At 43.3% G+C, this 14,133-nt stretch carries 9 protein-coding genes; 2 read left to right on the forward strand and 7 right to left on the reverse strand.

Annotated elements, in window-relative coordinates; genetic code table 11:
- Positions 1–373: 373 nt before the first annotated feature.
- The 5 genes from HMPREF9447_RS09960 to HMPREF9447_RS28785 all read right to left on the reverse strand — a co-directional run bounded on the left by HMPREF9447_RS09960 (position 374) and on the right by HMPREF9447_RS28785 (position 6,855).
- Entirely contained in the window at positions 374–1,948 is a 1,575-nt protein-coding gene (locus tag HMPREF9447_RS09960; RefSeq protein WP_009129595.1) for an MAC/perforin domain-containing protein, read from the reverse strand.
- A gap of 240 nt (positions 1,949–2,188) precedes the next feature.
- Complete coding sequence (locus HMPREF9447_RS09965) at positions 2,189–4,711, reverse strand: TonB-dependent receptor domain-containing protein (RefSeq protein WP_009129596.1); 2,523 nt, start codon at positions 4,709–4,711, stop codon at positions 2,189–2,191.
- A gap of 185 nt (positions 4,712–4,896) precedes the next feature.
- Positions 4,897–6,189, reverse strand: a complete 1,293-nt coding sequence (locus HMPREF9447_RS09970; protein WP_044138117.1) for an MgtC/SapB family protein — start codon at positions 6,187–6,189, stop codon at positions 4,897–4,899.
- A gap of 53 nt (positions 6,190–6,242) precedes the next feature.
- The gene (locus HMPREF9447_RS09975) at positions 6,243–6,710 is read right to left on the reverse strand and encodes a CYTH domain-containing protein (protein WP_009129598.1); all 468 of its coding nucleotides are present in this window, start codon (positions 6,708–6,710) and stop codon (positions 6,243–6,245) included.
- Between the two features lie 7 nt (positions 6,711–6,717).
- The gene (locus tag HMPREF9447_RS28785; RefSeq protein ID WP_007660676.1) at positions 6,718–6,855 is read right to left on the reverse strand and encodes a hypothetical protein; all 138 of its coding nucleotides are present in this window, start codon (positions 6,853–6,855) and stop codon (positions 6,718–6,720) included.
- Between the two features lie 41 nt (positions 6,856–6,896).
- Here HMPREF9447_RS28785 and HMPREF9447_RS28910 point away from each other — a divergent pair, with 41 nt between their 5' ends.
- Positions 6,897–7,091 (forward strand): hypothetical protein, encoded by a 195-nt coding sequence (locus tag HMPREF9447_RS28910; RefSeq protein WP_208860735.1) that lies wholly within the window; start codon positions 6,897–6,899, stop codon positions 7,089–7,091.
- 73 nt (positions 7,092–7,164) lie between these two features.
- On the opposite strand, the gene prfB is transcribed toward HMPREF9447_RS28910, so the two are convergent.
- The gene (gene prfB / locus HMPREF9447_RS09980; RefSeq protein WP_009129599.1) at positions 7,165–8,280 is read right to left on the reverse strand and encodes a peptide chain release factor 2; all 1,116 of its coding nucleotides are present in this window, start codon (positions 8,278–8,280) and stop codon (positions 7,165–7,167) included.
- 113 nt (positions 8,281–8,393) lie between these two features.
- Here prfB and HMPREF9447_RS09985 point away from each other — a divergent pair, with 113 nt between their 5' ends.
- Complete coding sequence (locus HMPREF9447_RS09985; RefSeq protein WP_009129600.1) at positions 8,394–11,312, forward strand: M16 family metallopeptidase; 2,919 nt, start codon at positions 8,394–8,396, stop codon at positions 11,310–11,312.
- Positions 11,313–11,526: 214 nt separating this feature from the next.
- Here HMPREF9447_RS09985 and xyl3A read toward each other — a convergent pair whose 3' ends face one another.
- Positions 11,527–14,115, reverse strand: coding sequence for a xylan 1,4-beta-xylosidase (gene xyl3A, locus HMPREF9447_RS09990; RefSeq protein WP_009129601.1), 2,589 nt, complete (start codon positions 14,113–14,115; stop codon positions 11,527–11,529).
- Positions 14,116–14,133 lie beyond the last annotated feature (18 nt).

Consider the following 14,133-nt stretch of genomic DNA (forward strand, 5'->3'; position numbering starts at 1 on the left):
ATTTTTACTACGTTAAAAAGAACATAAATGTATTGTTTTTACAAAAAAACGTATATCTTTGTAACCGTAACCTAAATGAGATTTTAAAAAGTTCATTTATCAGTTACAAGCGATAAGACGGCTTATTTCCTTTGTATATATGCACATACATATACATTTAATATAAAAAAGAAAGCCCCAAGCGCCAAGTTCTTCTTGAACTTGGTAAGTATATTTTCCTTTCAAAAACTATCTAGTATTTCCACAAATCCCTGTAGTCTTTTTAGAAACTCTTCTATATTTATATAGAAGACAAAGTTTCTTTTCAAGAAGACAGCTGACAAATATATAGCCAGTTGCCTTCAGTAAACAACATATTAATATGTAAATTATATCAGAGAGCAATAAGAGTATATTCACTCAGTTCATCAAAGGAAATATCGACAGATGGAAGAGCGTAAACTGCATTCCTGATAGCATAAGTATCCAAAAGATAATCACTATGCACAGAATAACCAACTTTATTTTCTCGATCTAAGATGTAGAGTACTCCATCTGTATCCCTATAGCAGACACTACGTTCCATGAGCGGGGCATCATAATCAAACACCTTCATATATCGCTCAACCATGTCTGAAGAACCTTTATTAGATACAATTTTCAAACGATAAAACCGACTAAGCTGTTGCGATTTAGTATTAATCCACACATCCACATCAGGAACAACCTCATGGGATAACGTAATAAACTCATGATTTCTAGTATACAAATATGCATAGCATCCTACCACCTTATCCCACCAACTATTCTTACCACATTGAAGTATGATTTGTGGCTCTTCATAATAAGGTTTTAACCCATTGCCTCCCTTCATATACAGTCCTATTCTATCCTTCATATTCTTCTCCAAAATAAATTCAGAAATAGGCACCAATCCCTCATCAGCAATATCTACAAGACTATGCGTCATTGTATCCGTAAGAGAAGCCATCCATTGAGACAAGTCAATATTCACATCTTCCAACTTCTGCGGAATAGTAAAAACAGGAAATGCCGGCGAACCTCCAACAGTTTCTATAGCCATAGATATATTTGTCACTCCACTATCTGTACTTGATCCTGACCCCGAAGAATTCTTACCAAAGCTTAAGTCTGCTGAAGCTCCCACATTTTTAAAGCTGAAACTTCCACTAATCTCATTATCCAACGCTTTTTCTTTAACAGTAGTAGTCGCCTCCTGCTTATAAAGACCTGCATATAAAGCGGTAGCCCGCCCACCGGTTATGAACTTTTTTAGAACAAAAGCACCATAATTATTATAGAACTCACTCATCGGCGTATTATACAATTCATCCTTAAAAGTCGCAGTCAGATAGTTCTCCATTATTTTCGATCTGATATTACTGCTGTACTGCATTTCATAGACGTTTTGATCTATCGCAACATTTAGTTCTCCAAATATATTTTGCGTATTATTGATTACTGTTGAACCAAAAACTTCAGTCATTTTTCTTTTATGCCCAATCTTAAATAAGCCAAGATTTATAGAGAACCCACTATTCACCTTCTTGGAAACTTGTGATTTTTCCGTATATCTATCAAAAGAGGCAAAGGAAAAGGAATTAATGACACTATGCCCTATTCTATTCACCGTACAGTAATCATTATAATCAGCCTCAAGCTTCTTAATATCAATCACCGCATGGCCCAAGTTCTCTGCATCAGCATAAGGATAGGCTGTTGCCCTGAATGAACGTCCCAAATAATCGCTAAAAGTCAGCCTCGTGGCTCTCGTTGTTGGCTCTGCAGAAGTGCATTGTCTCTGAAACAAAATGAGAGGAGAATTTGGATCCCGCTCTTTTAACACAACAACATCTTCGTTAGAATCAGAAGGAAAGTCCTCATTTTCATCAGTACATGCACCCAATGCTATCGCAACAAGTGCCAAAAACAGCAGTTTTGTTTTCATAATACCTGAATTTAAGTTTAACAATATGTGAACTTTAAAAGAATGATTTCTTTCAGCTTGCTTCAGTATACTAAGATATGTACAGAAACTGCATGTTAGCATAGACAATAGCAGCTTGTGAGTTTTATTTGTGGCTACAATTGCAAATATATACATTTTTTTTGCAAAAGCAAGAAAAACTATTAAAAAAAGGAGCTATTAAGCTCCCTTTTTTAATCTGTTGAATATGTCAGTAATGGATTATTCTCCACCGCCACCGCCTTCGCCGCCGCCACTTTTCACATCATCATTACTGATGGTACGTGCAGCTTTCTTCACGCTGGCTTTCAATTCACCGATACGATAGCTAACGCTTACACCAAAGCGCTGGCGAGTATACCGATTCCAGCTATCCTGGGTAAATCCTACACCTTCTATACTTGAAGTAGGACTCGTATATTTCTTAAAGAAGTTGCTGGCAAATGCTGACAATGTCAAACGCTTATTCAGGAATGACTTGTTCACACTCAACCCATAATCAAAGAAACTGCTACCCTTTCCTTGCAGCATAATCCAAGGTGTCTGACCATAGATATTCAAACTGATACGCCAATCATGGGGCAAAGATTGCTGCGCACCACCATAGGCAAACAGATTCCAACCGTCATTCTTCAATCCATTGGCACCTTCCATATAAGTATAGTTTCCGTAAAGGTTAGCATAAATACGAGTATTGGAAGTAGCATTCCAGTTTACATAACCACTCAGACTGGCATTTCTGCTCTTACCGATGTTCTGGTAAGTAGAATAAAGTACCTCTTTACCAGTAGGATTCTGCAAACCTTCGATTTCCGTATCCTTCACCTGCTCGGTTACTTGTTCAATACTATTGTTAGTAAAGCTGTAACGCGCCGAAAGATTGATATTGAACTTCTGAGTAAAGTTACTGTAACTCAGATTGAATGAATGGCTCTTTTCACTGTCGAGGTGAGAATTTCCCTGACTGATATTAGTAGGATTGCTATCATTCAAATAAGGATTCAGATACCAGATACCCGGACGGTAAATACGCATATTATAACCGAAACGCAGGTTAGACATATCCGTCAGCTTATAGCCGATACTTGCAGAAGGTACCACATCGTCAAAGTTCTTGTTGAAGTCATCGCCTCTGCCCAACAAGTATTTCACTTCCTGCTTGGTATGTTCATAGCGCACACCCAATCTTCCGGAGATCTTCTTCACCCTCAGCCCATAACCCATATATGCAGCCAGAATGTCGTTCTGATGCTTGTAATGTGAACTATGCTCTTCATCCAGTACATAATCTCCCGTAGTTCCTATTTGACGTTCATAACGGTCGTCTTCCGAAGAGTTGTCACGGAGAATATATTTAGCTCCGGCTTCCAGTGTATGTATCTTGCCGATAGGCGTTGTATAGTCAGCCTGGAAAGTATGCTCCGTAGTATTCTGAGAACCATCGTTATTCAAATCATACAGACGCTTCAGGAAGTCTTCCCAATCAGTAGCTGCATGCATGTCATTATAAGTGGAGTATGAATCCGAGGTCTGCGGACTGGTATTGATCTTATAAGATAAGGTAAACATACGGTCTTTCACATGGAACATACGTTGATAGTCAACGCCACCGTCGATAGAATACCATGAGCTCTTACTTCTGCCGTCTGACACATAGCGATATAACTCATTACTTGTGCCGGGTACAGTAGCCAGAGTATTGTTGATGCTGGTACTATTATTTCCACCACCCCAGAGTCCGAATGACATAGAAACCAGACGCAAGGTATCAATTTCATAACTGGCTTCCATGCTACCTGACTGGAAACTACCATGTCCCTTGCTACTACCGTCGTAGTCCAGGTCTGAAGAGCCTTCAGTAATATCACCTACCGTACGGCGATTTCCACCGGAATAACTACGTGGACGGTCATTATAATTATAATTGTAGCGTGCACTCACCGTCAGTTTACCACTCTTCACAGTACCGAACAAACCACCTCCGGCTCCCATGTTACTAACATTTCCGCTGAATGTAGCTGTATAACCTTCCAATCCGCTACCTATAGTAACGATATTCAGGATACCACCCACACCTTCAGCATCATATTTAGGTCCGGGATTAGTAATTACCTCAATATGTTTGATGGAATTAGCAGGCATACTCTTCAATACTTCCGTAGGGTTATTGCTCATCATATTGTTAGGCTTACCGTTCACATACACCTTAAAACTACTGCTACCGTTCACTTTAATATTATCTTCGCCATCTACGGTCACCAAAGGTACTTTGCGAAGCATTTCCAGTACAGAATTGGATTTAGAATCAGGATCATCCTGCACATTATACTCTATCTTGTCGATATCTGCCTTCACCAGTGGTTTTTGGGCTACCACTTCTACTTGTCCCAGTTCATTGGAGGCATCTGTAATATACAGCGTCCCAAAATCAACGACTTTTTCTCCTGCTTTCACTGTGAAATCCTTCACAATGGTATTTCTACCGATAGAAGAGATAGTCATTACAAAATTACCCGTTCCGGGAATCTTCTCCTGGAACTTACCTTTCATGTCTGTCACCAGCATCTTCAATGCATGGGCAGGTGCTTCTTTTTTTACGATTTTGATTGTGGCGTAAGGTTCTCCCTCCTGAGTCAGCGAGTCTAGCAGAACTCCCTTAATCTGGAATAGAGGTGCCGCATTCTGTGCCGCTACTAATGAGGATATTACCAACATGATGAGCAGCAAAGGGCATTTAATTTTCATTCCTGTTTTTGTTTGTTTGATGAATATTAGTTGACTGTTTTTGTATTAGACGTTACTTGTACCTATTTTGTCACAATGAATGTGGCAAAAATAGGCTGTTTTTCTTTAGCTACGAGAATTTCGGAGTTAAAAAAGCACAAAGAAAGGGGGACAATAGAGAATATTTGTAAGTATCCCGCAGAAATCTATAACAAATAGAAGAAAAGTAGCAAGCAAACGTTAACCGCAATTACACAGCCAAAACCGCGAAGCACCCACCGGCGCAACGGGCTCCGCCCACCCGCAAAGAACAGTGCATAACACATATTCACAACAATATTGCTCACAATAGCCTGCATGCAACAGGCCGTAACCACCAGCACAGCAACACCCGAACCTTGCAACAGGTTTAAGATAAATGGAGTGATGTCACTCAGCCCGGCAATGAAAGACAAGACATTCAAACCGCCTGTACCGGTATAAACCAGCGTATAATGCGTCACAATTGTAAATATCACAAACAGGACGGCAAAAATCAGTGCTACTTTAAATTCCAACGGGTTACTGCTATCTTCTTCTTCCGTCTCCTCCCCCGCTGCCGGAACCGGTTTACGCTTCCGGTGCAGATACCAGGCCACCCCTGCCGTAACCACGGACATAATGAGTAGATAAGGATAAATTGCAGCAAGAATTGCACTGCTGAATATACCTATCAATATAAGAAAACGGAGGAACATCATACTGACAGCCAACAACATTGCCGCTGCATACTCCGGTGCTTCCTGTGCAGGTGCCTTACGACTCTTACGGGCCAATACGGAAATAGTAGCCGTACTGCTATATAACCCGCCGATAATGCCGGATACCAGAATACCGGATTCTTGGAATACATACCGCCTCAGCAGGTAAGAAAGGTAGGAAATGCCGGATACCACTACCGTCGCCAGCCAAACGGTATAAGGCGTCAGATTAATATCGGGAATCAGGTTTTCATTCGGCAACATCGGAAGGATGATACCACTGATAGCCAAGAACTTGGCAAGAGTAATCATCTCATCATTCTTCATGCGCTGCGCCAGTTCCGTAAAGGTGTGCTTCAACTCCGTAAAGAGCAGAACAGTAACCACTACCATGACATAAAACCAAGATGGTTGTGTGTCTACAATAGGCGCAATACAATAAGTGATGAGTGCAATGATAATGGTAGTAACTCCGAATACATGAAACTGAGCTTGCTTGACGTAATAGTTCAGCCCAAGCAACAAACCCAGTATGGCACCACCGCCCATAAACAGACGGTATTCCACCGGATCGAGAATATAAAGCAGATACCCCAGAATACCTATGAAAGTGAACGTGCGGTCCGTACCGAACAACGTCGTTTCCCCTTCACGCTTCAAACTGATTTTCCGCTGTGAAAGACCTATTAATAAAGAAAACAGCGTCACCAATACAAAGGTAACCAGTTCTCTTGGCAGATATTCATAAAGTTGCTCCATACCTTCTTCCAAACCTATCTGATTAGCAGCCATTTGCAAGGAGAGTCAATGTCTCACCAAGCCGTATATGGACGCTTCATCAGTTGTGAATTATAATAACGGACATCGCCTGTCACTTCCTGGCCGATGAAGTCGGGTTTCTCGAAAGCCTCGTCTTCCGAAGCCAGTTCCACTTCGGCAACGACCAGTCCTTCGTTTTCACCGTAGAACTCATCGACTTCAAACGTATGTTTTCCGCTGTGCACCAGATAACGGGTTTTATCAATAACACCCGGCTCGCAGAGTTTCATCAACTCTTCGGCCTCAACAAGTGGAAGTTCTTTTTCCCACTCATAACGACTGGTGCCCGAAGCATTAGAGGCACCTTTTATCGTCAGGTATCCTTTCCCGTCACGGATACGTACCCGCACAGTCCGCCCTCTTGCACTACTGATATAACCTTGCACAATGCGGCTTTGTTCATACGCTTTTGATTTGTACTCCCCCGTCACGAGGAATTTCCGTTCTATTTCTTGCGACATCTATTCGTTATTTTCCTAAGAACGAGTATCCTATCAGCATAACCAGCACCAATATCAATGCGGATACACCGATAATCAATAACACTTTCTTAGCTTGTTCTTCTTCTTTACGGCTATGCATAACCTTTTTCTTATTCTTTCCCATGGTGTCTTTTAGTATTAAAGTTCAACTGATAACAAAGTAACATGAAATTTGGGAAGTTTCCAAAAGAAAAGAAGGAAATTTATTTGTGTTCGCTCAACATCCTCTTCGTACCCGAACCGTATCTGAGACGTACTTGCTCCGTACATTCTTCGGTCAGAAGTACCTCTGAGTGGAGAAAGTACGGAGTTGGTACGGAGCAAGTGCATCCCAGGTACGACGGAGACAGGATTGGCTAAAAAAAATAATGGGTGCCACCTTTCATTAACCAGGTGACACCCATTATACTCTATTTCAAAACAGAGATACGGTTTATCCTTCTTGTCCCGCAAACTCCATCAGATACGCCTTGATGAAACCATCCAGTTTTCCGTCCATCACTCCGTTTACGTCCGAAGTCTGGAAGTTGGTTCTGTGGTCCTTCACACGGCGGTCGTCGAATACGTAACTTCGTATCTGCGAGCCCCACTCGATTTTTTTCTTGCCTGCTTCCACTTTGGCCTGTTCCGCCATGCGGTGCTGTAATTCCTTATCGTATAAGATAGAACGCAACTGACGCATTGCATTCTCACGATTCTTGGGCTGGTCGCGCGTTTCGGTATTTTCAATCAGAATTTCTTCTTCCTCGCCGGTATATGGGTCCTTGAACTGATAGCGCAGACGAACACCAGACTCCACCTTGTTCACATTCTGACCACCAGCACCACTGGAGCGGAAAGTATCCCAAGAGATATTGGCAACATTGATGTTCACTTCAATCGTATCATCCACCAATGGGGTTACGAAAACGGAAGCAAAAGAAGTCATACGCTTGCCTTGTGCATTGTAGGGAGACACACGCACCAGACGATGCACACCGTTTTCTCCTTTCAGGTAACCATAGGCATAATCACCCGAAATCTCAATAGTACAGGTTTTGATGCCTGCCTCATCACCTTCCTGCAAGTTAGAGATAACGGCTTTATATCCGTTGGTTTCGGCATAACGCAGATACATACGCATCAACATGCTTGCCCAGTCCTGACTCTCCGTGCCGCCTGCACCGGAATTGATTTTCAATACGCAGTCCATCTGGTCAGCCTCGTCACGAAGCATGTTCTTTAGTTCAAACGCTTCAACTGCAGCAGAGGCTTTTGCAAAAGCCTCGTCTACTTCTTCTTCGGTTACAAGCTCGTCCTTGTAGAAATCGAAGGATAACTGCAGCTCTTCCGACAATGTCTTTATCTCATTATAGCCGGATATCCACTGTTGCAGACCTTTCACCTTTTTCATCTGTGCTTCAGCAGCTTTCTGGTCGTCCCAGAAGCCCGGAGCCTGGGTGCGCAACTGTTCTTCTTCCACCTGGATTTTCTTCCCTTCTATATCCAAATAGCGATAGAGTGCTTCGGTGCGCTCTTTGACGTCTTTCAGTTGTTCTATGGTAATCATAATTCCTATTTACGATTGAAATTAGCCGTTAGTTTTGAAAAAATTTACTTTTTGAGTGCAAAGGTATGAAAAAAACGCATATTTTTGCAGTTATCAATCTAATAAGTCAGCTTATGAACAAACTATTCCGACAAATTGGTTTAACGTTTATCCTACTGGTAGCGATAAGCTTAGGAAGTTGTACTTCGAAGTACAATTACGAAACAGTGCCCAATGATCCGCTAAAAGCGCGCATCTACACTCTGGACAACGGTTTAAAAGTTTACATGACCGTTAATAAGGAAACCCCGCGCATACAAACGTACATCGCCGTACGCGTAGGTGGCAAGAATGACCCTGCTGAAACCACCGGATTAGCCCACTACTTTGAACACCTGATGTTCAAAGGTACCACAAACTTCGGCACTCAGAATTATGAAATTGAAAGGCCTTTGCTCGACCAGATCGAAGAACAATTCGAAATCTATCGTAAGACTACCGACAGCCTTGAGCGCAAAGCCATTTACGCAAGAATAGACAGCATCTCTTACGAAGCTTCCAAGTATGCCATTCCCAACGAGTATGACAAGCTGATGGCTGCCATCGGTGCCAACGGTACGAATGCCTACACCAGTTTCGACGTGACCTGCTATACGGAAGATATCCCCAGCAATCAGATTGACAACTGGGCAAAGATTCAGGCAGAACGTTTTGAAAACTGCGTGATTCGCGGTTTCCATACCGAATTGGAGACGGTTTATGAAGAAAAGAACATGTCACTGACCCGCGACCCGCGTAAGGTATATGAAGCAGTACTTTCTTCCCTCTTCCCCCACCATCCCTATGGTACACAAACTGTGCTCGGCACACAAGAAGACCTAAAGAATCCTTCCATCAAGAATATCAAGGAATATTATAAGAAATGGTATGTGCCCAACAACATGGCTATCTGTCTTTCTGGTGATTTCGATCCCGACCAGATGATTGCCACTATCGACAAATACTTTGGTGGTCTGAAACCGAATCCGGACCTGCCTAAGCTGAATTTGCCGAAAGAAACGGATATCACTACACCGGTTGTGCGCGAGGTGTTCGGCCCGGACGCAGAAAGCGTAGCCTTGGCATGGCGTTTCCCCGGAGCTGCCAGCAAAGATGTAGAAACATTGCAAGTAGTTTCCCAGATACTTTATAACGGACAAGCCGGCTTGTTCGACCTTGACCTGACACAGCAGCAAAAGACTTTAAGTTCTTATTGCTATCCTATGCCTATGAGCGATTACAGCGCACTGATGATGCAGGGACGCCCCAAACAAGGACAGACTCTGGATGAAGTGAAAGACCTGATGTTGGGTGAATTGAAGAAACTCCGTGACGGCGACTTTGACGAAAAGATGCTGGAAGCCAATATCAACAACTTCAAGTTGTATCAGATGCAGCAGTTGGAAAACAATGACGCACGTGCCGATATGTTCGTTGAATCATTCGTAAACGGTAGTGACTGGGCAGATGAAGTAACTGCCCTCGACCGCATGTCCAAACTCACGAAGAATGACATTGTAGCCTTTGCCAACAAATATCTGAAAGATGACAACTATGCCATCATTTACAAGAAACAAGGTAAAGACCCGAACGAAAAGAAAATGTCGAAACCGGAAATTACTCCGATTGTGATGAATCGTGACACTGTCAGCAGCTTCCTGAAAGAGATACAGGCAAGTGTAGTGCAGCCCATCGAACCGGTATTCTTGGATTACTCCAAAGATCTTTCTCAACTGAAAGCCAAATCAGACCTCCCCGTGCTCTACAAACAGAACACCACGAATGACATCTTCCAGTTGATCTATCTCTTTGACATGGGTAGCAACAATGATAAAGCACTCGGAACCGCCGCCCAATACCTCGAATATCTCGGCACCGCCGACATGACTCCCGAAGAAGTGAAGAGCGAATTCTATCGCCTTGCTTGTTCATTCTTCGTATCACCGGGCAGCAAGCGCACTTATGTGGTACTTTCAGGTCTCAATGAGAACATGCCTGCCGCTATGGAGCTCTTCGAGAAACTGATGGCAAACGCCCAAGTGAACAAAGAGGCTTATGACAACATGGCTAAAGACGTATTGAAAGCTCGTAAAGATGCTAAACTGAACCAGATGCAGAATTTCTCACGCTTGGTAAGTTATGCTACTTACGGTCCGAAGTCTCCTGCCACCAACTTGCTGAGCGAATCAGAACTGACTTACATGAATCCGCAAGAACTCATTGACCGCATCAAAGAGTTGAACAGCTTCAAGCATCGCATTCTTTACTACGGCCCGAGCAGCCAGGATGATTTACTCGCTATCATCAATAAAGAACATCAAGTACCCGAAACTTTGAAAGAGATTCCTGCAGGAAATAATTTTGAACCGTTACTCACGCCGGAAACAAAGGTTTTCATCGCTCCTTATGATGCCAAGCAAATCTATATGTCACAGATTTCCAATAAAGGAGAGAAATTTGATCCTGCCGCCGAATCGGGACGCCAACTGTATAACGAGTACTTCGGTGGTGGCATGAATTCCATTGTATTCCAGGAAATGCGCGAAAGTCGCGGTTTGGCTTACTCTGCATGGGCAGGTATGCTGAAACCAACTTATCTGACAGATCCTTATACACTGCGTACTCAGATTGCCACGCAGAATGACAAGATGGTAGATGCCATCAATACATTCAATGACATCATCAACAACATGCCGGAATCGGAAGCTGCTTTCAAGCTGGCTAAAGATGGCATGATTGCCCGTATGCGCACTGACCGTACCATCAAGATGGATGTTATCTGGGATTACATCAGCGCTCAATATCTGGGACAGAATGTAGACAGCCGCATCCAACTGTATAACGATGTACAGAACATGACACTGAAAGATGTCATCGATTTCCAGAATAAGTGGATTAAGGGACGTACTTATACATACGCCATCCTCGGTGATAAGAAAGAGCTGGATATGGATGCTTTAAAGAAAGTAGGTCCGGTGATTGAACTGAAACAGGAAGATATATTCGGATATTAGAATCCGGAAAACAAAAAAAGTAAGGGATGGATCAGGTGGTCTATCCCTTACTTTTTTGTCAAGAAACAAATTAACCTCCCATTATAATGAAGCGGTCTTTCATTTTTTTGTAAACAGAACACAAATATGCGGATTTTACAGTTCTATGCCCTTTACTTGCATAATAATATAGAATCTGTGTAATCCGCATATTCTGTGCCTAAGAAATGTTTTCCTACCTTACTATTATTGATATCTGTTGCAGATCTCCATCTCTAGAGCTTCCACCCACCATGATATCATAGTTACCAGGGCACACCCTTACCGTATTGGACTGTTCGTCCCACCATTCCAGCTCTTTATCTTTCAGTTCAAACTCTACATTAACAGTTTGTCCGGACGGGATGGATATACGTTTAAAAGCACGCAGTGTTTTGACGGGTCCTTTTGTATCGCCCTGCTTTTTGAGATAAACCTGTACCACTTCTTCACCACCACGTTCTCCTGTATTCGTTACAGAAACAGTTAGTTTCACAGTTTGTCCGTCAGTAATCTCCCCTTTATTGAGCGACACCTTCCCATAATTGAAAGTTGTGTAACTAAGGCCATACCCAAAGGGAAACAAAGGTATATCTTGCATATATCTGTAGGTTCTCCCAGTCATATTATAATCTTCAAAATCGGGAAGTTGATATATATTGCGGTAGAAAGTAACCGGTAATCTTCCGGCCGGATTGTAAGTACCGAACAAAACTTCAGCAACCGCTGTCCCACCTTGCTGACCGGGATACCATGCCTGCAAAAGTGCTTCGCACTTCTTTGTTTCCGGTTCTAATCCGATGGGAGATCCTGAACAGTTAACCAGAATAATCTTCTTACCTGCACGATGCAGAGCATCAATCAGTTCGCGCTGAACAGCAGGAAGTTCAATATCCGTACGGTCACCTTTCTTGAAACCGGGAAGATTCACCCCCATCTCCTCCCCTTCAAGGCTGGGAGATATGCCACTTGCGAAAATAACGACATCCGCATCCTTCACCCGTTCAACAGACTTCCTGATATCCACATCTTTTTTGAATCCCAGATCGAAGTTCAGTTGCGCATCACTTCTCAGATATTCAAAATCCAGTTCTATATTATAAGATTTACCGGCTTGAACCTTCATCGTATGAGTAGTCTTTCTCGCACCATGCTTATTAGAGAAGCTTTTCACCTCTTCCCCATCTACACGAAGTTTTCCACTGCCATAGCAATAAACCTCAAGGACGATTTCACCAGATTCTTTAGGAGTAAACACACTATTATAGGTTGCAGAAAAATCCGTCAGATTGACCCCGGGAGCAAACACCGTGGCACCCGAAGTACAAAATCGGAAAGGCGTGGTGACCTGGGCAGTAGTAACCGGATCACCTTCATGTGTCAGATTATTCCAGTAACGAGCCGTAAAGCCGAGACCTTCGTCTGACTTACATTGGCTGAATGCGCTTTGAATCAAAGTTCTTTCCACCCATGGACAGCCTTGTTCATAAATCAGTTTGTCCTCAGCACCAAGTATATTCCGCACTCCGTCCAGAATGGTAACGGTATGCGGCGGCATTCCATTGTAATTTCCCCATTGCATTACCGAATCATTGGCATTCGGCCCCATTACAGCCACTGTCAGTCCGCCACGTTTCAGAGGAAGGAAATTATCTTTGTTCATCAGTAATGTCATGGATTTGCGGGCTATCTCCAGTGCCAGAGAGTCGTGAGCAGCCGAAGCCACTACCGAAAAAGGTATCTTCGTCCAGGATACTTTTTCCGGTTCATCCATTTCACCCAATTCAAAGCGGGCTTTCAGTAGGCGTTTCACGGATACATCCACAGTTTCCTCAGCAATCAATCCTTTTTTGACGCTCTCCACCAATGCCTTGTAACTGGAACCACAATCCAGATCTGTTCCACTTACCACTGCGGCGGCAGAAGCCGATTCGGCATTAGGATGAGTATGATGTCCCCGGTCATTATAGAAGTCGGCTATGGCACCGCAATCGGCTACAACAATACCATCGAAGCCCCATTCGCCACGTAATATCTGCATCAACAGACGGTCACTACCACAACAAGGTTCACCTTCAAAACGGTTGTAAGCGCACATCACTTCTTTCACTTCACCCTCTTTCACCAAAGCCTCGAAAGGAGGAAGATAGGTTTCATACAAATCACGTGGATTGATATTCTCCGCATTGAAAGAATGGCGGTTCCATTCTGGCCCCGAATGGACGGCAAAATGTTTGGCACAAGCATGCAGCTTGTCATACTTTCCATCGGCAGGTCCCTGTAAACCTTTTACCACCATTACTCCCATCCGGCTCGTCAGGTAAGGGTCTTCACCGTAGGTTTCAATACCTCTTCCCCAACGCGGATCACGGTAGATATTCACCGTAGGAGTCCACATGGTCAAGCCCTGATAGCGTTCACGGCTGTCCCGGGATGTGTAATAGGTATTCTTCGCACGTACCTCGTCCGACACTGCATTGAACACTTCATACACCATTTCAGGGTCGAACGATGCCGCCATACCTATCGGCTGGGGAAAGACCGTAGCCAGTCCGGCGCGGGCAACGCCATGCAATGCCTCATTCCACCAGTTATATGGTTTTATACCCAATCGTTCCACCGACTGGGAAGCATCCATCATGAGTCGGGCTTTCTCTTCCAAAGTGAGTTCTTTCACTAAAAGTTCCGCACGCTCTTCAGGGGATAAAGATGTGTTTTTGTACGATGCCTGCCCGCAACCGGCCAATAGCAGAAATGGTAATAGATAAAAAAGTTTTCGTTTCATACTTAAAAGCTCAATTAA

Origin of the sequence: Bacteroides oleiciplenus YIT 12058 (genome assembly GCF_000315485.1) — a bacterium.
GTDB lineage: Bacteria > Bacteroidota > Bacteroidia > Bacteroidales > Bacteroidaceae > Bacteroides > Bacteroides oleiciplenus.